The sequence below is a fragment of the Myxococcus sp. NMCA1 genome (assembly GCF_026810205.1).
Classification (GTDB): Bacteria; Myxococcota; Myxococcia; order Myxococcales; family Myxococcaceae; genus Myxococcus; species Myxococcus xanthus_A.
Genome location: NZ_CP113950.1, coordinates 5,994,566 through 6,016,449, shown reverse-complemented (window position 1 = coordinate 6,016,449; position 21,884 = coordinate 5,994,566). Strand labels below are relative to the sequence as shown.

At 68.0% G+C, this 21,884-nt stretch carries 18 protein-coding genes; all 18 read left to right on the top strand.

Features of this window, described 5'->3' with window-relative positions; all coding sequences use genetic code 11:
- Positions 1–5: 5 nt before the first annotated feature.
- The 18 genes from OZ403_RS24490 (at position 6) to OZ403_RS24405 (ending at position 21,860) form a co-directional block, all read left to right on the top strand.
- A complete protein-coding gene (locus OZ403_RS24490; RefSeq protein WP_140793555.1) occupies positions 6–1,121 on the top strand; it encodes a DUF4388 domain-containing protein in 1,116 nt (371 codons plus the stop codon).
- Positions 1,122–1,208: 87 nt separating this feature from the next.
- Complete coding sequence (locus OZ403_RS24485) at positions 1,209–2,294, top strand: PhoH family protein (protein WP_140793553.1); 1,086 nt, start codon at positions 1,209–1,211, stop codon at positions 2,292–2,294.
- A 133-nt stretch (positions 2,295–2,427) separates the two neighbouring features.
- A complete protein-coding gene (locus OZ403_RS24480; protein WP_174258880.1) occupies positions 2,428–4,929 on the top strand; it encodes an HD family phosphohydrolase in 2,502 nt (833 codons plus the stop codon).
- Positions 4,926–5,810, top strand: a complete 885-nt coding sequence (gene ybeY, locus OZ403_RS24475; RefSeq protein ID WP_268781856.1) for an rRNA maturation RNase YbeY — start codon at positions 4,926–4,928, stop codon at positions 5,808–5,810. The genes OZ403_RS24480 and ybeY overlap by 4 nt, the downstream gene beginning before the upstream one ends.
- A 99-nt stretch (positions 5,811–5,909) precedes the next feature.
- A complete protein-coding gene (locus tag OZ403_RS24470; protein WP_268781855.1) occupies positions 5,910–7,232 on the top strand; it encodes an Lnb N-terminal periplasmic domain-containing protein in 1,323 nt (440 codons plus the stop codon).
- Between the two features lie 18 nt (positions 7,233–7,250).
- Positions 7,251–8,367 (top strand): peptide chain release factor 2 gene (prfB, locus tag OZ403_RS24465; RefSeq protein ID WP_268781854.1). Its coding sequence is split into 2 segments (ribosomal slippage): positions 7,251–7,319 and positions 7,321–8,367, totalling 1,116 coding nucleotides; the frame shifts between segments, so codons are not numbered across the junction.
- A 139-nt stretch (positions 8,368–8,506) separates the two neighbouring features.
- A complete protein-coding gene (locus OZ403_RS24460) occupies positions 8,507–9,136 on the top strand; it encodes an RNA polymerase sigma factor (RefSeq protein ID WP_140793543.1) in 630 nt (209 codons plus the stop codon).
- Positions 9,137–9,174: 38 nt separating this feature from the next.
- Positions 9,175–9,516 carry an anti-sigma factor family protein gene (locus tag OZ403_RS24455; RefSeq protein ID WP_140793541.1) on the top strand — a complete coding sequence of 114 codons (342 nt, stop codon included), beginning with the start codon at positions 9,175–9,177 and terminating at the stop codon, positions 9,514–9,516.
- Positions 9,517–9,590: 74 nt separating this feature from the next.
- Positions 9,591–11,144, top strand: coding sequence for a lysine--tRNA ligase (gene lysS, locus OZ403_RS24450; RefSeq protein WP_268781853.1), 1,554 nt, complete (start codon positions 9,591–9,593; stop codon positions 11,142–11,144).
- Positions 11,145–11,156: 12 nt separating this feature from the next.
- Positions 11,157–13,526 (top strand): ABC transporter permease, encoded by a 2,370-nt coding sequence (locus OZ403_RS24445; RefSeq protein WP_268781852.1) that lies wholly within the window; start codon positions 11,157–11,159, stop codon positions 13,524–13,526.
- Between the two features lie 2 nt (positions 13,527–13,528).
- Positions 13,529–14,203, top strand: coding sequence for an ABC transporter ATP-binding protein (locus tag OZ403_RS24440; protein ID WP_268781851.1), 675 nt, complete (start codon positions 13,529–13,531; stop codon positions 14,201–14,203).
- A gap of 130 nt (positions 14,204–14,333) precedes the next feature.
- Positions 14,334–16,736: an outer membrane protein assembly factor BamA gene (gene bamA, locus OZ403_RS24435; protein WP_237078449.1), complete on the top strand. Its 2,403-nt coding sequence runs from the start codon at positions 14,334–14,336 to the stop codon at positions 16,734–16,736.
- A 107-nt stretch (positions 16,737–16,843) separates the two neighbouring features.
- Positions 16,844–17,398 (top strand): OmpH family outer membrane protein, encoded by a 555-nt coding sequence (locus tag OZ403_RS24430; RefSeq protein ID WP_140793530.1) that lies wholly within the window; start codon positions 16,844–16,846, stop codon positions 17,396–17,398.
- A 31-nt stretch (positions 17,399–17,429) separates the two neighbouring features.
- Positions 17,430–18,479 carry a UDP-3-O-(3-hydroxymyristoyl)glucosamine N-acyltransferase gene (gene lpxD / locus OZ403_RS24425; protein ID WP_174258877.1) on the top strand — a complete coding sequence of 350 codons (1,050 nt, stop codon included), beginning with the start codon at positions 17,430–17,432 and terminating at the stop codon, positions 18,477–18,479.
- On the top strand, positions 18,479–18,940 hold the full coding sequence (fabZ, locus tag OZ403_RS24420; RefSeq protein WP_140796573.1) for a 3-hydroxyacyl-ACP dehydratase FabZ: 462 nt from the start codon (positions 18,479–18,481) through the stop codon (positions 18,938–18,940). The genes lpxD and fabZ overlap by 1 nt, the downstream gene beginning before the upstream one ends.
- Positions 18,941–18,969: 29 nt before the next feature.
- A complete protein-coding gene (gene lpxA, locus OZ403_RS24415; RefSeq protein ID WP_011554711.1) occupies positions 18,970–19,746 on the top strand; it encodes an acyl-ACP--UDP-N-acetylglucosamine O-acyltransferase in 777 nt (258 codons plus the stop codon).
- Between the two features lie 28 nt (positions 19,747–19,774).
- Positions 19,775–20,581 (top strand): LpxI family protein, encoded by an 807-nt coding sequence (locus OZ403_RS24410; protein ID WP_140796572.1) that lies wholly within the window; start codon positions 19,775–19,777, stop codon positions 20,579–20,581.
- A gap of 256 nt (positions 20,582–20,837) precedes the next feature.
- Positions 20,838–21,860 (top strand): OmpA family protein, encoded by a 1,023-nt coding sequence (locus OZ403_RS24405; RefSeq protein ID WP_268781849.1) that lies wholly within the window; start codon positions 20,838–20,840, stop codon positions 21,858–21,860.
- Positions 21,861–21,884 lie beyond the last annotated feature (24 nt).

The following is a 21,884-nucleotide window of genomic DNA, read 5'->3' as shown; positions in this document are numbered from 1 at the left end:
CGGCGATGTCCCTGCAAGGCACCCTGAAGGACTTTGGTATTGGCGACATCCTGCAGCTCATCGGGCAGCAGCAGAAGACGGGCACGCTCCACGTCCGCGCTAAGGACCAGGAAGTGCGCATCGGCTTCAACGATGGCCACATCATCAAGGCGGAGAGCGTCACCCGGAAGCGCAAGGAGCTCATCGGCGCCATGCTGGTGCGCTCGGAGCTCATCACCGAGACGCAGCTCGAGGCGGCCCTGGAGACGCAGCGCCGCACGCTCAAGCGGCTGGGGGACGTGCTCGTCTCCAGCCAGGCCCTCACCGCCGAGCGCTTCCAGGCGATGATGCAGCTTCAGGCCACGGAGACCCTCTACCGCCTCTTCACCTGGAAGTCGGGCACCTACGAATTCATCCAGGAGCCCGTGGAGCCGGACGCGGAAGCCATCCATCCGTTGCGCGCCGAGACGGTGCTCATGGAGGGCTTCCGGATGGTGGATGAGTGGCCTGTCATCCGGCAGAAAATCCACCGCGACGACCTGATCTTCGAACGCATCAAGGCCCTGCCTCAGCCGCGCGGAGAAGAGGGTGGGGAGCTGGGCGCCATCGGTCCTTCGGAGCGGCGCATCTACGATGAACTTTCGCCCGGGAGGGATTTGCGGAAGCTGGTGGACATCTCCTGCCTGGGCGAGTTCGAGACCTGCAAGGCGCTCTACAACCTGGTGAAGGGCGAGTACGTCCGGCCGATTCTTCCGGAGGGCGCCCCGGCCCCCGTTCCTGGGGACCAGCGCCTGCTTGCTCGCGTGGCGGGGCCGGTGGGACGCCTCGTCGCCACCGTGGGGGTGCTGGCGGCGGTGGTGCTGGTGGTGCCCCGGGCCGTGCGCCCGGGCCCCGAAGCGGGCGTTGCCGCGGTATTTGCGGACTCAGCGGCCCAACGTCATGTTTCCCAGGCCCAGCGCGTCCGCATCGAGGCCGCGCTCGAGGTGTTTCGCCTGGAACGCGGTGAGCTGCCCGAGCGTCTGGATTCTTTGGTGCAGGCTGGACTGTTGAAACCGGGCGAACTGAAATACCCGTGGCGGGAAGAGTACTATTACCGGCGGTTGGCCGCTCGGCAGTTCATTCTCCTGCCACCCTTGCGCTAGTCCTGACACAAAGTCGTCTTTCGCGGCCCTGGGGGCGGCGTTACGTTGGTGTCAGCCGTAGCGACATAGACCGAGGAAGAATCCGCATTGCGAAATCCCGCCACGTTGGAAGCGCCCGAAGTGCTTACCGCCTCCGCCAAGGTGGACGTTCGTGACAACGCGACCGCCCTGGCCCTCTGCGGCAACCAGAACGAAAACCTCAAGTTGATGGAGCGGCGCCTCGGGGTCCGGGTGGGACAACGCGGCACGGAGTTCCATCTCTCCGGCCCATCCGACGCCGTCGCCTTCTCCGTCCGCCTCCTGGAGAACCTGGAGGAGATGATCCGCGCCGGCCGCCCCGTCTACCGGGAGGACGTGGAGCAGGGTATCAAGGTGCTCGGCCGCGGCGCGGAGTCCTTGCAGGAGGTCATGCTGGGCCCGGTGCTCAAGAGCTCCGGCAACCGGCAGATCTCCCCCAAGAGCATCAACCAGAAGCGCTACGTGGACGCCATCCGCTCCCACGACATCGTCTTCGGCATCGGCCCCGCGGGCACGGGCAAGACGTACCTCGCCATGGCCATGGCGGTCGCCTTCCTCCAGGAGCGCAAGGTCAAGCGCATCATCCTGGCGCGCCCCGCGGTGGAGGCGGGTGAGAAGCTGGGCTTCCTGCCAGGAGACCTGCAGGAGAAGGTGAATCCCTACCTGCGGCCGCTCTACGACGCGCTGCACGACATGATGGCGGCCGAGCGCGCCGCGCACCTGCTGGAGCAGGGCGTGGTGGAAGTGGCCCCGCTGGCCTTCATGCGTGGCCGCACGCTCAACGACGCGTTCGTCATCCTGGACGAAGCCCAGAACACGACGGTGGAACAGATGAAGATGTTCCTCACGCGCCTGGGCTACAACAGCAAGGCCGTCATCACCGGTGACGTGACGCAGGTGGACCTGCCCACGGGGAAGATGTCCGGGTTGAACCATGCGCGCGCGGTGCTGAAGAACATCGACGGCATCCACTTCGCGGAGTTCTCGGAGGTGGACGTCGTCCGCCACCCCCTGGTCCAGGAAGTCATCCGCGCCTACGACCGGGCGGACGTCGCCCAGCGCGAAGCCCAGGCGGCTCGGGAAGCAGCAACCGCTGCCGCCCAGGTGCCCACCGCGACGCGGGTCACCACCGCCGAGCCCGTTGCCGTCGAGTAACGGTGCCAAGACCTACCTGCGCCCACCCGCGCGTACCCTGCCGGGCGGGCGTACTCCATCCCACCCTTGCGAATATTCCCAGGCGCTGCGTCCTTGAAGGATCCGCGACGCCTTATCTAGGGTGAGGACCCCCATGGCCGAATCGGAAACGCAGCCCCCCGGGCGCAGTCCACTGGATGCGCTCGCCGAACGCCTCGGACTGGACAACGGCGTCTGGGGGCGGCGCGCCATCCAGGTCCTTCTCCTGCTCGCCGTCTCCATTGGCGCGGGCTTCGTCATCTCGCCGGGCCTCTACAGTCAGCAGATTCCGGCGCTGGCGGAGGAGAACCTCGGCAAGCCGTTCCGAGCCAGCTCGCCCGCCGGCTTCAAGGCCGCGCGGGACTACGAGGTCGTCCACCGCGCCATGACGCAGCAGCGGCGCCAGGACGCGCGCGCGGCCGTCAAACCGGTATACGACCTGAACCCCGCCGTCCTGGGGCAGCTGCGGTCGACGGTGAGCTCCGCCTTCTCGTCCATGCGGCTGCATCTGGACGAGCTCGCGGAGGCGCAGTCCGACTCGGAACCCGAGGAGCGCGAGACGACCCGCCGACGCAAGCCCGCCGCGTCCCCGGAGATGCTGGAGCTGGAGCGCAGCACCCGCGAGAAGATGCGGGCGGAGCTCCAGGAGCGCTTCTTCGGCAAGCGCGACGCCGTGCTGGAGGCCGAGGACTTCCAGGCGCTCTATGCCACCCGCTTCTCGCAGGAGGCGGAGACGGCCACGCTGCTGGTGCTGGAGCGGGCGTATCGCTCCGAGCGCGGCGCGGTCCATGTGGCGGGCTCCCGGGAGGAGCTGGCTCGGGAGGCGCATCAGGGCCTCACCGTCCGCGACGTGGTGAACAAGGCCGAGGAGTCCCTGACGGGGGGCTCCACCCAGGTGGTGGACGTCCCCGAGGCGCACCAGGAGATGGAGCGCTTCGCCTCGGTGCCCGGTAACCTGATGCCGGACGCGCCGGGCGTTCAGCGCCGCGCCATCCTCCGGCTGGCCCAGCGGCTGGTCCGGCCGAACCTCACCATCAACATCGCGGAGTCGGACGCGCGCCGGAACCAGGCGGCCCAGGCGGTGAAGGACGCCGTCATCTCCATCAAGAAGGGCCAGCGCGTCATTGGCGACGGTGAGCTGGTCAATGAGTCGCACCTGGTCATCCTGCGCGGCATGCGCGCGGAGACGGACCGGCTGGACCTGGTCCAGCTTCAGGTGGGCGGCACGGGCCTGGTGGGCCTGCTCATCGTCTCGACGTACTTCTTCTGCCGCGCCGCGTTCCGGCGCTTCCGCCCCACGCGCAAGGACGGCGTGCTGCTGGGCCTGCTGCTGTTGGGGCTGCTGGGCCTGCTGCAAATCTGGGTGTCCATCGCGGACGCGGTACAGGACCGCTACACCGCGCTGCCCATCGAGGCCTTCTATTACGCCTTCCCGGTGGCGGCCGGCGCCATGCTGGTGCGCTTCATCCTCACGCAGGAGCTGGCGCTCTTCTTCGCGCTCGTCTTCGCCTGCCTCACCGGAGTGATGCTGGGCAACTCGCTGGCCTTCGGCATCTTCACGCTGGTGGGTTCGCTGGTGGCGGCCGACCGCATCGTGAAGGCGAAGGACCGCGTGGGCATCTTCCGCGCGGGTCTGGTGACGGGCGCGGTGAACCTGGTGGCGGTGCTCTTCCTCTTCCTCGTGGAAGGCAAGGGCCTGTCGGCCGACACCCTCATCACCGCGGTGAGCGCCTTCGCGGGCTCCTCGCTGGCGGTGCCGGTGATGGTGATGGCGCTCACGCCGCTCATCGAGGCCACCTTCGGCTACGCGTCGGACATCAAGCTGCTGGAGCTGGCCAACCTGAACCACCCGGCGCTCAAGGAGCTCATCGTCCAGGCGCCCGGCACGTACCACCACTCCATCATCATCGGCTCGCTGGTGGAGAACGCGGCGGAGACGATTGGGGCCAACCCGCTGCTGGCGCGCTCGTGTGCGTACTACCACGACATCGGCAAGGGCCGGAATCCGCTCTACTTCGGGGAGAACCAGAAGGGTGAGAACCGCCATGACGCGCTCGCGCCGGCGATGAGCGCGGTCATCATCAAGCGCCACGTGACGGAGGGCCTGGAGATGGCCCGTCAGTACCGGCTGCCCAAGCTGGTGGCGGATGCGATTCCGCAGCACCACGGCACGCGCACGGTGGGTTACTTCTACCACAAGGCCTTGAAGGAGCAGGAGGGCAAGGAAGGTGCTCCGCCCATCGACGAGAGCATCTACCGCTACCCGGGGCCGAAGCCTCAGTTTCGCGAGGCGGCGCTGGTGATGATCGCCGACGCGGTGGAGGCCTCCACGCGCTCCATGACGGACCCCACCACGCCCAAGCTCCACGCTCAGGTGCAGAAAATCATCAACCTCATCTTCTCCGAGGGTCAGCTCGACGAGTGTGACCTGACGCTGAAGGACCTCAACCTCATCTCGCAGTCCTTCCTGCACACGCTCGAGGGCATCTACCACACGCGTCCGGCCTATCCGGCGGGCGCCGTGGGAGGGGGCAAGGCGCCGCCGTTGGTGGTGGCGGGCGCGGTTCCTCGGCCCGTGGAAGGCAAGGACAAGGCGCGGACCGCGGGGGGAGCATGAGCGGGGCACGAAGGGGCAATGGCGTGAGATTGCGCAAGGGGAAGCTGATTCCCCGTGACGACGGCAAGCGCATCGAGGAGTTCGTGGGCGCGGCCACCACCAGCACGGACTCCGCGTCCGTCGCGCGGATGCTGGCGCCCCCCGGATGGTCCGAACCCGCGCAGCGCCCCGAGTTCGACGAGGTCGTCATCGTCCTCACGGGCGAGCTGACCATCGTGGTGGAGGGCCGCCGCGAGCGCATCCCCGCGGGCGAGGTCGGCCTGGTGCCGCGCGGCAAGCGCGTGGTGTACCGCAACGACGGCCAGGGCGCGTGTGACTACTGGTCGGTGTGCGCCCCCGCGTTCCGCCCGGAGCTGGCGCACATGGAGGCGCCCAAGCCCCGCGTGCAGGCGAACCACGTCACCATCCAGGTGGCGCACGGCCAGGGCCGGGACTTCGCGCGCCTGTTGACCACCTGGGCCAAGGACTACCTGGTGCAGCTCGAGCTGTCCGGCGTGGAGTTGTCCCTGTCCCTGGTGGACGACCGGGCCATCCGCAGGCTCAACCGCACCTGGCGCCAGAAGGACAAGGCGACGGACGTGCTGAGCTTCCCCGCGGGCGACCTGCCCAAGGGCACGCCCGGACCGCGCCCGCTAGGGGATGTGGTCATCTCCCTGGACACGGCGAAGCGGCAGGCCAAGGAGTACGGCCGCACGCTGGAGGCGGAGATGGCGCGCTACCTGGCGCACGGCCTGCTCCACCTGCTGGGGCACGACCACGAGCGCCCCCGGGACGCCAAGCGCATGGCGGCCCTGGAGGAACAGCTCCTGGGCGAGCGGGGCATGGTGGCGGATTCGCTCCAGGTGGATGCCAAGGCCCGCCGCGCCCGCAGCCTCATGTAGGCCCTCCGCCGGCTCCCCGCTGGACAATCCAGTATCCATCCCGTTGAGCCGGGCGGCGTGCGTGATAGGTAGGCGGCCTCCCGCGTGTTGGACCAAGCCATGCTCCGCCCATCACTCATTGCCTCTTGCCTGCTCGGCCTGCTGCTCCTGGCGGCGCCCGCGCGCGCGGCCTCCATGCCGCCGTGGGGCACGGGCGAAAGCCAGGGCGAGGACCTGGCCATCCTCCTGGTGACGTTCAGTCCCGGGGATGACGTGCCGTCCTGGTGGGGCCACGGCTCGCTGGTGGTGGAGGACCGGCGGCGGCAGATGTCGCGCCTCTACAACTACGGCATGTTCTCCTTCGACGAGGCCATGCTCGCGCGCTTCGCCATGGGCCGGCTGGAGTTCTGGGTGGGCCAGTCGTCGGTGGGCGGCACCTTCCGCTACTACCAGGCCGAGGACCGCGACGTCCGCGTGCAGGAGCTCAACCTCACGCCCGAGCAGCGCGTCGTCGTGGCGAAGCGGCTGGCGGACAACGTGCTCCCGGAGAACCGCGAGTATTTGTACCACCACTACAACGACAACTGCGTCACGCGGCTGCGGGACATGATTGACGTGGCCACGGGCGGCCAGCTCCGTGAGGCGGACCGGGCGCCGGGGCGGATGACGCTGCGCGAGCACACCCGGCGCTATACCGCGGTGAACGCGCCCATGAGCGTGCTGCTCGACTTCATGATGAACGACGAGATCGACCGTCCCATCACGAAGTGGGAGGAGGCCTTCCTCCCGGACGAACTGGAGGCCCAGGTCGCGGCGCTCCAGGTGAAGGGCGCGGACGGGCAGCTGGCGTCGCTCGCGGCGAAGAGCTGGAACCAATACGAATCCTCCCGACGTCAGCGTCCGCCGGCGGAGCCTCCCCCGTGGGGCCCGTGGATTCTCGCGCTGGGCCTGGCCCTGGGCGGCCTGGCGGTCGGGCTGGCGGTGTGGGAGCGCCAGCGGGGCAGCCGCGTGGCCCGCCTGCTGCTCGGGCTGGAGAACGCCGTGGTGGGGCTGGCGCTCGGGTTGCCGGGCACCGCGCTGTTCATCATGGGGCTGGTGACAGACCACACGGTGACCTACCGCAACGAGAACCTCTTCCTGGCCAACCCGCTGACGTTGCTGGCGCTGCCCTTCGGCGTGGCCCTGACGTGGGGCAGCCAGAAGGCCCGCGCGCGCCTGTTCAAGGTGTGGACGCTGCTGGCCGCCCTGGGCGTGCTGGGCGTGGTGCTCAAGGTGTTGCCGCCCTTTGACCAGGACAACTGGCGGCTCATCGCGCTCATCCTGCCCATCTCCCTGGGCATGGCGGGCGCATTTGGTTTGGACCGGGTGCTGGCGCGCCTTCCCGGGGCGGACCGCGCATCAGCCGGACGGCGGGATGCCGTCGCATCGCTGAAGACTCCCTAAAGGACACGGAAAGAAGCCATGGCGAACGATTCGATGGAGAAGATCAACGGCCTCAGGGAGCGTGTGTTGGCGCTCCGGGGGCATCTTTGACCTCGACCGCAAGCGGTCCCGCATCGCGCTGATTGAACGCGAGTCCACGCTGCCCACCTTCTGGGACGACAACACCAAGGCGCAGGCGCTCCTGAAGGAGAAGTCCACGCTGGAGGCCAGCGTCGGCGCCTACGACAAGGTGATGCGCGGCCTGGATGACGCGCAGGTGCTCTTCGAGCTGGCCGCCGAGGCCAACGACGAAGCCACCACCCAGGAGGCGGAAGGCTCCCTCACGGGGCTGGAGGGCGACGTCGCCAAGCTGGAGTTGGCGCGCATGCTGTCCGGCGAGCAGGACCGCAGCAGCTGCTTCATGGACATCAACGCCGGCGCCGGTGGCACGGACTCCATGGACTGGGCGGCCATGCTCCTGCGCATGTACACCCGCTACGGCGAGAACAAGGGCTGGAAGGTCGAAATCAACGACGAGGTGCCGGGGGAAGAGGCGGGCTTCAAGAACGTCTCCCTGCGCATCGAAGGTGACTTCGCCTACGGCTACCTGAAGGCGGAAGTCGGCGTGCACCGGCTGGTGCGGATTTCGCCCTTCGACGCCAACGCGCGCCGGCAGACGGCCTTCGCGTCCGTGGACGTCTATCCGGAGGTGGATGACACCATCCAGATCGACATCCCGGAGAAGGACATCGATCTGAAGTTCATCCGCGGCGGCGGCGCGGGCGGCCAGAAAGTGAACAAGACGTCGTCCACCGCGCAGCTGCGCCACCTGCCCACCGGCATCATCATCACCTGCCAGACGGAGCGCTCGCAGTCGGCCAACAAGGACATGGCCTTCAAGATTCTGCGGGGCCGCCTGTACGAGCTGGAGATGAAGAAGCGCGAGGCCGCGCGTGATGCCGCCGAGGCGCAGAAGAAGGACATCTCCTTCGGCTCGCAGATCCGCTCCTACGTGCTGGCGCCGTACCGCATGGTCAAGGACCTGCGCACCGGCATCGAGACGGGCAACGTGGACGCCGTGCTGGATGGGGACCTGGAGGAGTTCGTCACCGCCCAGCTCCTGGGCGTGAAGAACCCCAACCGCAGCGCGGACTAGGCGCCGCGCCTCACCGTTTCCTCGCCTTCGCCCGGAACCTTTTCCGCGGCCCTGCTGTCGGAGGGCCGCGGGGCAGGGGACAGGGTAGGCTGAGGGACGGCGGCACCTCCTGCGGAGGGGCTGTCGCGGGAGGACACGGGTGTCATCGGGCGGCGTGCTCGAAATCGGACAGGAAGAGGCCGCCGCCGCGGACGCGTCCGAGTCGCGCCGTCAGGACGCGGCGCTCTTGGCCCGGCTGCGCCGCGGGGAGCCGGACGCCTTCGAGCTGTTGGTGCGCACCCACCAGGACCGGCTCTACGACTTCTGCGTCCGCATGGTGGGAGACCGTGAGGAAGCCCACGACCTGGTGCAGGAAATCTTCGTCAGCGTGCACCAGAACGTCCGCCGCTTCCGTGAGGACTCGAAGCTGTCCACCTGGCTGTTCCGCATCACCCGCAACCACTGCATCAACCGGCTCAAGTACCTGAAGCGCCGGGGCCGGGGCCGCTCCGAAGTGTTCGACGAGGCCGCGGCCCTGCTCTCCGAGGGCGGGGGCACCGCGCCCGGCCCGGATGCCGCCCTGGAGTCCGCGCGCGAGCGCGCCCGGGTGCAGTGGGCCATCTCCCAGCTGGAGCCGGACGCGCGCATGCTGGTGGCGCTGCGCGACATCGAAGGCCTCAGCTACGACGAAATCATCGACATCACCGAGCTACCGGAGGGCACGGTGAAGAGCCGGCTCCACCGGGCCCGGGAAAAGCTGGCGGAACTCCTGGGGCGGCTTGAGCCATGAACGGCATTCATCGCAGACTGCGGGACGTGGAACCGCGGATGAACCATCGCGAGGCGAGGGCCCTGTTCCTCGCGCTCGCCGACGACGAGCTTCCCGCCCCCAAGGCGGAGGAGGTTCGCACCCACCTGGACGGCTGCGACGACTGCCGCCAGGGTTGGCAGCGCTATTCCAGCACGGTGCAGCGGCTCCAGCACGTGGAGCGTGAGAAGGCCCCGCCCGCGCTCGCCTCCCTGGTGATGAACCGTGTGCGTCGCAAGCGCCGCTTCGGTCTGCGGGGCCTGCACACGGTGCACATGAACCACCGCCTCCCGGTGGAGGTCCTCATCCCGCTGCTGCTGGCGGCCGCCGTGGCCGCCTTCCTGGTGCTGGTCGCTCCCTGAGCGGCCTTCCGCTGTGTTGCGTTGCTTCCCGGGGGAGGCTTGGCTACGGTGCCGCGCCTTTGGGAAAGCGCGTCATGGCCGAGACCGAAAACAAGAGCGAGAAGAGTGCGGGCGAGGGCGACCTCGGGACGAAGGAACAGGAAATCTACGACCAGCGGCTGGAGAAGGCCGCCAAGTGGCGCGAGGCCGGCTTCAATCCGTACGGCAACGGCTACCGTCCCCAGCACCAGGCCGCCGAAATCCACGAGAAGCACGCCGCTCAGTCCGCCGAGGAAATCGAGCAGGCCGCGCCTCCGCCCTATGACGTCGCCGGTCGCGTCGTGGCCATGCGCTCCTTCGGCAAGGCCGCCTTCATCAAGCTGCGCGACCGCTCGGGCGAAATCCAGGTCCACATGAAGAAGGACGCCTTGGGGGACTCCTATGAGACCTTCAAGCTCTGTGACTTGGGCGACTTCGTGGCCGCCACCGGCCCGGTGTTCCGTTCGAAGACGGGCGAGCTGACGCTGTCCGCCACAAAGTTCACTCCGCTCACCAAGTCCCTGCGGCCCCTGCCGGAGAAGTGGCACGGCCTGACGGATGTGGAGATTCGCTACCGTCAGCGGTACCTGGACCTCGTGTCCAACCCGGACGTGAAGCAGACCTTCCTGCGGCGCAACAAGCTCATCCGTTTCATCCGCGACTTCCTCGACACGCGTGACTTCGTCGAAGTCGAAACGCCGATGATGCACCCGCTCGTGTCCGGCGCGGCGGCGCGGCCCTTCACCACGCACCACAACGCGCTCGACATCGACCTGTACATGCGCATCGCCCCGGAGCTGTATCTCAAGCGCCTGGTGGTAGGCGGCCTGGATCGCGTCTACGAGGTCAACCGCAACTTCCGCAACGAAGGCATCAGCACCCGGCACAACCCCGAGTTCACGATGCTGGAGTTCTATCAGGCGTACGCCACGTACGAGGACCTGATGGACCTCTCCGAGGAGATGATTTCGGAGGCCGCCAAGGCCGTCACCGGCGACACGAAGGTGAAGTACGGCGACCACGTGCTCGACTTCGGCAAGGGCTGGAAGCGCATCTCCATGACGGAGGCCATCCGCGAGGTGGTAAGCGGGCTGTCCGACAAGGACATGGCGGACGCGGACCGGCTGCGCCACGAGCTGCTCAAGACGAGCCACTCGGAGGCCGAGCGCCGGGCCATCGACACCATGAACCACGGTGAGCTGGTGGGCGCGCTCTTCGAGCACCACGTCGAGCACACGCTCATCCATCCCACCTTCATCACCCATTTCCCCACCGCCGTCTCGCCGCTGGCCCGTCGCAATGACCAGAACCCGGACGTGACGGACCGTTTCGAGCTGTACGTGGCGGGCCGCGAAATCGCGAACGCCTTCTCCGAGCTGAACGACCCGCTGGACCAGAAGGGCCGCTTCCAGGCCCAACTGGATGCGAAGCAGCGGGGCCAGCAGGAGACCATGGACTACGACGAGGACTACATCCGAGCCCTCGAGCACGGCATGCCGCCCACTGCCGGTGAAGGCATCGGGATTGATCGGCTCGCCATGCTGTTCACGGATTCGCAGAGCATCCGGGACGTCATCCTGTTTCCCCTCCTCAAGCCACTGGCGAAGTAGCCAGGAGGCCGCGTGCACTCCGCCGAACGGCAGACCGTCCATCGCTGGACCTTCATCTGGATTGGGGCGCTGGTCGCCCTGGTGGGCTTCAGCCTGCTCGGGGTGGCGCTCACGTCCTCTCAAGCCTGGCTGGAGACCAGCTCCTCCCTGGGGCTGTCCCTGCTGGGGTGGGGCGGGCTGGTCCAGGCCCTCAACGCGCTGCTGCTGGTGTCCGAGCAGCCCGTCGCGCCGGTGCCCAACACGGGCCTCCTCGTCGCGGGCTCCGTCGTCTGGCTCGCGGGGTGGGCGCTCATCGCCGCCGGCATCCGCCGCGCGCCGGAGCCCACCGAAGGGCCCAGCCCGGCCGCGGGCGCCACGCTGTACCCGCGCCTGGCGCGCTACCGGGACTTCTACTGGAGCACCCTGGGCGCCTACGGCGGCGGCATGCTGCTGGCGGAGGTGGTCCTCGTCCTCCTGCAGACGGTGCTGTCCAGCGGCGTGTCCGCCACGGAGCTGGGCGCGGCGGGGAAGGGCGCCAGCGGCGGCCTGTCGCTGCCGCCCACCGGGGCCTTCGCCATCGCGTTGCTCGCGGGCGGCATGGTGGCCTTCATCTCCGGCTTCATCGGCGCGTCGCGCGCGCAGCGGCTGTCGCTGCCCGAGGCCACCATCGGCGTGCTGTACCTGGGCCTGCCCATCCCCATCATCCTCACGTTGATGGAGCGGCTGCCCGGGCTGCAGCTCTCACTGGGCTACCGGCTGCGCGAGGTGACGTACGTCGCGGGGCTGATTGGCCGCCCGGAGCTGGGATACTGGCTCGTCTTCACCTTCCTGGTGCTGGCGCTGGTGCTGGGCATCAACACCGGCTTCATCGCCGCCGGCAGCGGCCGGGTGGACCTGAAGCTGGGGTTCGAGCTCTTCGTCGCGCGCCGGCACGTGGCGGTGTTCCGGCCGTCGCTGCTGCTGGGGACGCTGGCGGTGCTGATGCTCGGCATCATCCCCCCGCTGCTCATCTACTTCATCATCCGCTCGGCGGAAGCGGCCGTGGAGCGCACCCGCATCCGCGAACTGGGCCTGAAGGACCCGTTGGCGGCCGCCTCCGACCTCAACCGCCTCAAGCTGCGGGAGCAGTCGCCCACCATGATGATGACCGCCCTGTCCGTGGGCGGCGTGGGCGTGGGCGTGATGGCGCTCATCATCGTGCTGTCGGTGATGAGCGGCTTCGAGGCCGACCTGCAGCAGAAGATCCTGGGCACCAACGCGCACGCCGTGGTGTCGAAGTACGCGGGCGACCTGCCCGAGTACGCCAAGGTCATGGAGTCCGTCCGCAAGGTGCCCGGCGTCGTGGGACAGACGCCCTTCATCATCAACCAGGTGATGATTGCGTCCGAGGGCAACGTGGACGGCGTCATCATCAAGGGCATCGACCCGGGCACGGTGGGCGAGGTGACGGACCTGCCCAAGAACATCCTCGGTGGCGGCTCGCTCGACATCCTCTACACGCCGGAGAAGATCGTCCACCGCGGCCTGCCGGACGAGGAGCCCGCGGAGGAGAGCGGGGTAGAGGAGGACGACATCATCCGCCGCTCCGGGACGCCCAAGAAGGCGCCGGTGCTGCCGGGCATCGTCATTGGCCGTGAGCTGGCGGCGTCGCTGCGCGTGGTGGTGGGAGACCGGGTGAACGTCGTCTCCCCGCTGGGCACCGAGCTGAGCCCCTCCGGCCCGATTCCGAAGAGCCGCGCCTTCCGCGTGGCGGCCATCTTCTACTCGGGCATGTACGAGTACGACTCCAAGTTCGTCTACATCCTCCTTAATGAGGCCCAGGACTTCTTCGGCGTGAAGGGGGCCACGGGCATCGAACTGAAGGTGGCGGACATCGATGATGCGCGGCGCATCGCCGCGCAGGTGGTGAAGGTGCTGGGCGGCTATCCCTACCGGGCTCGCGACTGGGGAGAGATGAACAAGAACCTCTTCTCCGCGCTGCGCCTGGAGAAGCTGGTGATGGGCATCATCCTCTCCATCATCATCATCGTGGCCGCGGGTCTCATCGTCGCCACCGTCATCATGCTGGTGCTGGAGAAGCGGAAGGAGATTTCCGTCCTCAAGGCACTGGGCGTCCCCGATGGCGGCATCGTGAAGATATTCCTCGCGGAGGGTCTGCAGATTGGCGTCGCGGGCGGCTTCCTCGGACTGATTTCCGGCCTGTCCTGGTGCGCCTTCATCGAGAAGGTCGGCATCAAGCTGGACCCGGACGTCTATTACATCCCGGCGGTGCCGGTGCGCGTCGAGCCGGTGCAGACCGTGCTGGCCGTCGTCATCGCGGTGCTCGTCACCTACCTCGCCTCCATCTACCCGGCCCTCAAGGCCAGCAGTGTGGAGCCGGTGGAAGGCCTCAAGGCGGAGTAGCCATGGCGCTCTTGTCCATCCGCAACGTCTTCAAGAGCTACTTCCTGCACAGCAAGCGCATCGACATCCTTCGAGGCGTGTCGCTGGACATCCAGCGGGGAGAACTCGTCTCGCTGGTGGGCGCGTCCGGGGCGGGGAAGAGCACCTTCCTGCACGTCCTGGGCACGCTGGATGCCCCGGCCGCCGGCGAGGTGATGTTCGAGGACCGCTCGGTGTTCTCCATGAACGACGCGGAGATCGCCGAGTTCCGGAACCAGACCATCGGCTTCGTCTTCCAGAGCCACTTCCTCTTGCCGGAGTTCACCGCCCTGGAGAACGTAGCCATGCCCGCCCTCATCCGGCGACAGGACCGCACTGGCGCCTACGCCTATGCCCGTGAACTGCTGGAGCGGGTGGGACTGGGACACCGCGTGGACCACCGTCCAGGGGAACTGTCGGGTGGTGAGGCCCAGCGCGTGGCCCTGGCGCGCGCCCTGGTGCTCAAGCCCGCGGTGTTGCTGGCGGACGAGCCCACCGGCAACCTGGACCCGGCGACGGGCGAGGGCATCCACCAGCTCCTGCGGGAAGTGAACCGCGAACAGGGAATCACCGCCGTGGTCGTCACCCACAACGAGACGCTTGCCCGCTCCATGCCCCGCCGCCTCAGGTTGGCCGGGGGCGAGGTGTCGGAGGCGTGATGTCCCGGCAATTTTGCATTGAGGCCCTTGGGGGCCTTCCCGTAGATTGCCCCGCCTTTTCCTGGCCGGTCTCCCCTTGAGGCACCCCGTTCTGTCGCGCAAGTCACTGCTCCCGCTGCTGGCGGTCGCCATGTGGTCCCTCGTGCCCGGCTCCGTGCTGGCGCAAGAGGATGAGGGCGCCGCCGCGTCTTCAGCCGTGCCCGAGGTGTCCGCTCCCGCTGCTCCTGCCGACGCGGCCTCCGAGCCCGCGCTCCCCGACGATGCCCCGGTGTCTCCGGAGGACGCCCGCCGGGTGGTGGAGGTCCGCGTCGAAGGCAACCGGCGCGTCGAGGCCGAAGCCATCCGCCGCGCCCTCCGCACCCGTGTGGGGGACGAACTGAGCCCCACGCGCACCGCCCAGGACCTCCGGGCGGTGTGGGCGCTGGGCTACTTCCAAGACGTGGAGCTGCTCGTCCAGCGGCTGGCCCGCGGCGTCGCCTATGTGGTGCGCGTGGAGGAGCGCCCCACCGTCCGGCTCGTCCAACTCGTAGGCAACGAGGAGCTGAACAAGGACGACCTGAAGGAGGAGATTGACGTCAAGCCCTCCACCATCCTGGACATGGAGCTGGTGCGCTCCAGCGTGCAGAAGATCCAGGCGAAGTACGTGGAGAAGGGCTACTTCCTCGCCGAGGTCAGCCACCAGCTCAAGCCCGTCGAGGGCGGCGCCAACGTGGATGTGGTGTTCAACATCAACGAGCGCGCCAAGGTGATGGTGAAGCAGATCACCATCCTCGGGGCGGAGAAGCTGCCCGCCGCGGAGCTGAAGGAGACGATGATCACCCGCGAGGGCGGGTTCCTCTCCTTCTTCACCGGTGAGGGCACCTACCGCGAGGAGGCTTTCCAGCGCGACCTGGCCGTCATCCAGATCGCCTACTACGACAAGGGCTTCATCAACGTCCGGGTGGACAAGCCCACCGTCCAGCTCTCCGCGGACAAGCGCTTCATCTTCATCACCCTCCGCGTGACGGAGGGCGAGCCGTACGACATCGGGAAGATCGACTTCTCCGGTGACCTGCTCGACGACGTCACCAAGGAGCAGATGGCGTCGATGATGAAGTCCGCCACCGGCGGGCGCTTCAACCGCTCGCAGTTGTCGCAGGACATCCTCTCCGTCTCGGACGTCTACTACGACCGCGGCTACGCCTACGCGAACATCAACCCCATCACCAGCGTCAACGCGGACAACCGCACGGTGGACCTGACCTTCGACGTGCAGAAGGGGCCCCAGGTCACCATCGAGCGCATCGACGTGGTGGGCAACAGCAAGACGCGTGACAAGGTCATCCGCCGCGAGTTGCGCGTCTACGAAGGCGAGCTCTACAGCGGCACCGGCGTGCGCCGCAGCCGCGAGCGCGTCACCGCGCTGGGCTTCTTCGAGACGGTGGAAATCACCCAGCGCCCCGGCTCGGCGGACGACACCATCGTCCTCCAGGTGGAGGTGAAGGAGAAGGCCACCGGTACGTTCCAGGTCGGTCTGGGCTTCTCCAACGTGGAGAACTTCATCTTCACGGCGCAGATCGCCCAGAACAACTTCCTGGGCTGGGGCCAGAGCATCTCCGCGTCCGCTCAGATTTCCGGTCTGCGCTCCCTGGTGCAGCTGTCCTTCTACGACCCGTACTTCCTGGACACGCGCTACCTGCTGTCGGCGGAGTTCTTCCGCATCCAGGCGGACTACGAAGGCTTCATCCGCAATTCGACCGGTGGCACGGTGTCCATCGGCTACCAGTTCATCGACGACCTGCTGGGCACCATTGGTTACTCGCGTGAGTGGGTCAACGTGGAGGCCGGGCAGAACCTGGGCGCGGTGCTGCTGGCCAACCAGTTCCTGTCCGGAACGACCAGCGCGGCCCGCCTGTCGCTGTCGTTCGACCGGCGCGACAACCGCCTGTTCCCGTCGCGCGGCTTCATCCACTACGGCTCGGTGGAGCTCGCCCCGGACTTCCTGGGCGGCACGTTCCTCTACAACCGGTACACGGCCTACTCTCGGTTGTACTTCCCCATGCCGCTGGGCTTCGTCTTCAAGACGAACGCCACCATTGGCTACATCCAGCAGCTGGACCAGAACAAGCCGCTGCCCATCTCCGAGCTCTACTACGTGGGCGGCATCAACAGCGTCCGCGGGTACTTCCTGCGCAGCATCAGCCCGTCCGTGAAGGTTCCCCGCTCCGGCAGTCCGGACGCGACCATCACCGATTTCCGGGTGGGCGGTAACAAGCAGCTCATCTTCAACTTCGAGCTGGAGTTCCCCATCTTCGAGAAGGCCGGCCTGCGTGGCGTCGTCTTCTACGACGCGGGTAACGCCTTCGCGGCGAATGAGCGCTTCTTCGAGGACCGTCAGGACCGGCTGCCGCTCGGTCTCTTCCATGCCGCCGGCTTTGGATTCCGCTGGTTCTCGCCCATTGGCCCCCTGCGCTTCGAGTGGGGCATCCCGCTCACCAGGCGGCCGGAGGACGACAACATCCTGTTCGAGTTCACTATCGGCAACTTCTTCTGATAAGCCCTTGGCCCGTCGTCCGGCGTCCGCCCCCACGGGCGGAGGGAATTGAAGATGCCCGATAGGCGTACGTCGGAGCTTGTACCCTTCCTGAGGAGTTGCTGAACATGTCGCTTCGCACCACCATCGCGGCCACGGCCGCCGCTCTGTCGCTCGCCCTCCCGGTGGCCGCCTCGGCCGCCGAGCTGAAGGTCGCCTACGTGGACCTCCAGAAAGTCATGCTGGAGGTGGATGACGGAAAGGCCGCCAAGTCCCGTCTCCAGAAGTGGCTCGACGACCGCCAGAAGGAAATCGACAAGGAGCAGAACGCGCTCCGCGCCGAGAAGGAGACGCTCGACAAGCAGGCCAGCGCCATGAGCGCGGAGATCAAGGCCCAGAAGGAGGCCGAGCTCCAGCGCAAGGTGATGCTGCTCGCCCAGAAGTGGGAGAAGAGCCGCGCCGAGGCCGCCAACAAGGAGCAGCAGGAGATGAAGCCGATCATCGACAAGATCGACTCCATCATCAACACCATCGCCGAGCGCGATGACCTGGGCTTCGTCCTCGAGCGCCGCGACTCCGGCATCGTCTACGCCCGGTCGCTGCACGACATCTCGAACGAAGTCATCCGGGCGTACAACAGCTCGAAGAAGACGGCGGCGAAGGACGCCCCGACGAAGAAGTAGCCGTCACTCCCAACTCGTGCAGACCGCTCCCATGCCCCGCCAGCTCGGGGAGCTCGCCGCCCACGTGGGTGGAGAGCTTCTCGGTGATCCCTCACAGCTCATTCACGGACTCAACGGGCTTGAAGAAGCCGGCCCGGGAGACGTGTCTTTCTACGGAAACCCGCGCTACCGGCGCCAGTTCGAGGCCACCCGTGCCTCGGCGGTGCTGGTGGGCGCCGACGTGCCCCCCCGCGAAGGCGTGGCGCTGGTCCGGGTGGCCAACCCGCATCTGGCGTACGCGAAGCTGCTGCGCCTGTTCCACACGCCAGAGCGTCCCGCCGCGGGCGTGAGGCCCGGCGCCTGGGTCCATCCCGAGGCCACCGTCCATCCGGAGGCCGTGCTGCTGCCCGGCGCGTCGGTGGACCGGGGCGGACGGGTGGGCGCGCGCACGGTGCTGTATCCGGGCGCCTACGTGGGTGAACAGGCCGAGGTGGGGGAGGACTGCGTCCTGTACCCCAACGTCACGGTGCGGGAGCGCTGCATCGTGGGCGCGCGCGTCATCCTCCACGCCTCCAGCGTGGTGGGCGCGGACGGCTTCGGCTTCGCCTTCAACCCGGAAGGCGAGGCGGGGCCGGAGCACTTCAAGATTCCCCAGGTCGGCATCGTCCGCATCGAGGACGACGTCGAGGTAGGGGCGTGCACCTGCATCGACCGCGCGACGGTGGGCGAGACAGTGGTGGGGCGCGGCGCGAAGCTCGACAACCTGGTGCAGATTGCCCACAACGTGCGAGTGGGCCCGTTGTCCCTCATCTGCGCTCAGGCCGGTGTGTCCGGCTCGGCGGAGATTGGGACGGGCGTGGTGCTCGCGGGGCAGGTGGGCGTGGTGGGGCACATCCGCGTGGGTGACCTGGCCAAGGTGGGCGCGCAGTCCGGCGTCGCGCACGACGTGCCGGACGGCCAGGTGGTGAGCGGTAGCCCCGCCGTTCCCCACCGGGAGTGGCTGCGGGCCAGCGCCGCGGCCGGCCAGATGGCGGACCTGCTCAAGGAAGTGCGCGCCCTGCGGCGCCGGGTGGAGACGCTGGAGAAGGAAAAGGGGCCGTGATGGACATCGGAGAGATTCTCAATCTGCTGCCGCATCGGTACCCGTTCCTGCTGGTGGACCGGGTGGTGGAGATCGTCCCGGGCCAGAAGCTGACGGCCTACAAGAACGTCACCATCAACGAGCCCTTCTTCAATGGGCACTTCCCCGGTCACCCGGTGATGCCGGGTGTGCTCATCCTGGAGGCGCTGGCGCAGGCGACGGCCATCCTCGCCTACAAGAGCGAGAACATGGACCCGTCGCGCAAGCTCACGTACCTGATGGGCGTGGACGGCGCGCGCTTCCGCAAGCCGGTGTTGCCGGGGGATCGCCTCCAGTTGGAGATCGAGGTGGTGCGTCACAAGGGCGCTGTCTGGAAGACGAAGGGCCTGGCAACAGTCGACGGCGCGCGTGTCGCCGAAGGCGAGTTCCTGGCAACCGTCGTGGACAAGGACGCCAACGCGGCTGAGAGCGCGGCATCCTGATTCGCGCCCCGCGAGCACGAGGAAACTTCATGGCTCAGGTTCATCCCACCGCGGTGGTTCATCCCGACGCCCGCCTTCACGAAACCGTCGAGGTCGGCCCCTATTCCATCATCGGTCCCCAAGTGACGATCGGTGCGGGCTCCCGCGTGGGGCCCCACGTCGTCATCGAAGGCCGCACGACGCTGGGCGAGCGCAATCGCATCTTCCAGTTCGCCTCCGTTGGCGCCGACCCGCAGGACCTCAAGTATGCGGGCGAGGACACGGAGCTGGTGCTCGGCGACGACAACCAGATTCGCGAGTTCGTGTCGCTGCACAAGGGTACCGCCGGTGGTGGCGGCGCGACCCGTGTTGGCAGTGGCAACCTCTTCATGGCCAACTGTCACGTCGCGCATGACTGCGTGGTGGGCAATGGCTGCCGCATCGGCAATGGCTCCGCGCTGGCGGGCCACGTGACGATGGAGGACCACGTCATCATCAGCGGCCTTGCGGCGGTGCATCAGTTCACCCGCCTGGGCAAGCACGCCTTCATCTCCGGCGGCGCCATGGTGACCATGGACATCCCGCCGTATGCCACCGCTCAGGGAGACCGGGCGGAGCTGGTGGGCCTCAACACGGTGGGCCTGGAGCGCAGTGGCTTCTCCAAGGAGCAGATTGAGCGGGTGAAGGAAGCGCACCGCATCCTGTTCCGCTCGAAGCTGACGCTCCAGGAGGCCATGGTGCGGTTGCGCGCGGAGCTGGCGGGCCACTCCGAGGTGGACCACCTCATCCAGTTCATCCAGCAGAGCAAGCGCGGCCTCACGCGCTGACGCCGTGAGTGACGGAGGAGAATCGGCGGTGGAGCGGATTGGCCTCATCGCGGGCAACGGCCGGTTGCCCTTTCTCTTCGCGCGCGCCGCGAGGAAGAAGGGCCTGGAAGTCGTGGCCGTGGCCCATCGTGGAGAGACGGACCCGGCGTTGGCCGCGGAGGTGGACCGGCTGACGTGGGTGCGCGTCGGTCAGGTGGACCGCATCCAGAAGGCCTTGCGGGAAGCGGGCGTGAAGCAGGCGGCCATGGCGGGTGGCATCGGCCGTGTGCGGGCGCTGGCGGAAGCCCGGCCGGACCTGGGCGCGGTGCGCATCATCTCCCGGCTGCGAAGCTTCCGGGATGATGCGCTGCTGCGCGCGGTGGCCTCGGACTTCGAGTCGCGCGGCGTCACCATCATCGCCCCCACGGATTTCCTGGGTGAGGTGCTGTGCCCGGAGGGCCACCTCGCAGGGCCCCGGCTGCACCCGGCGCAGGAGAAGGACGTGGCCCTGGGCCGCGAGGTCGCCGTGCTGCTGGGCCAGGCGGACGTGGGGCAGACGGTGGTCGTGCACAACGGCCACGTCCTGGCGCTGGAAGCGGTGGAGGGCACGGACGAGGCCATTCGCCGGGGCGGCAGTCTGGGTGGCAATTCAGGCGCCGTGGTGGTGAAGCGCTGCAAGCCGCAGCAGGACCTCCGCTTCGACCTGCCGGCCGTGGGCCCTCGCACGCTGGAAGTCATGCAGGAGGTGGGCGCGCGCGTGCTGGCGCTCGAGGTGGGGCGCACGGTGCTGCTGGACGCCCCGGCCCTCTTCGCGGGCGCCGAGTCCAAGGGCATCACCATCGTCGGCGTGCCCTGAGCCCCGGCGACGGGTGACGGATTCGCCCCGGTACGAGGCCTACCCGTTCAGGTGTGGGACGGCCTGCGACCAGCAGGGCCTCGTTCCCCTGGCCGGGCTCCCCTGGGACAGGGGGCGATTGAATACCGTTGCACCTCCAACGTCCCCCACGGGGAGCGTTTCCCTGCACGCCACCTCGTCCTACCCTCGCGGAGCAGTCCATCCACACGTGCCGCGGTTGGTCGCGGTCCGTGACGCCAGAGGCCTACACCGCGCCATGCACGCCCGTCTGCTGCTCCTCACCATTGTCCTCTCTTCGCCGATGCCGGTGCTCGCGGACGCCGTTCGAGTCTCCCTGGAGGGGCGCGCCGTGCTGGGGGAGAAGCTCCCGGCGCTGCTGGTCCACATCGAGGAGCCCATCGCGGGCTTCGAGGTGAAGCTGAAGCGCAGCGATGGCCAGGACGTGGAGGTGAAGGGAGGCGGGAGTCCGGGCCTCACGCGCCGCATCGAGCTGAAGCAGCCGGAAGGCCGCTTCCACTACGAGGGAGAGCTCACGGTGCGCTTCCCGGATGCGGAATCCGGCGTGATGCCGTTGTCTTTCGACACGGAGCTCTACGGCTCGCTGACGCTGGACGTGCGCAAGGAGGACGTGGACGTGGCGGCGCGCCGGCTGCGCTTCGTCCTGTCCCGGCCCGCGAAGCGCGCGGAGTTGACGGTGTTGATGGACACCGGGAAGAAGGCCTTTGAGGGCGAGGTGCCATTCAAGGGGGAGGCGGGGGGGACGCCACTGGAGCTGACGTGGCCGGCGGCGGAGGGGCGGGTGATGAAGATCTCCCTCCGTGCGTTCGACACGGCGGAGTTCTACACGGGCGTCGACCTGTATCCGTGGCAGGTGGACATTCCGCACGAGGAGGTGAACTTCGCCTCGGGCCGCGCGGACATTCCGGCGGCGGAGCGGGGCAAGCTGGACAAGAGCCACGCCCTCATCGTGGACGCGCTGACGAAGTACGGTCGCTTCGCGTCGCTGCGGCTCTACGTGATGGGCCACACGGACACCGTGGGGGCCGCGGCGGAGAACCTGGACCTGTCGGTGCGGCGGGCGAAGAGTCTGGCGGCCTATTTCCGGAAGAAGGGGCTGCGGGTGCCCGTGTTCTACGAAGGGCTGGGAGAAGAGGCCCCGGCCGTCGCGACGCCCGACGAGACAGCGGAGGCGGGCAACCGCCGCGCGGAATACATCATCGCGGTGGAGGAGCCGGTGCTGCAGCACGCGCCGCGCCCTCCGCGGTGGCGGAAGCTGTAGAGCAGTCATCGAGGGAGAGGAAAG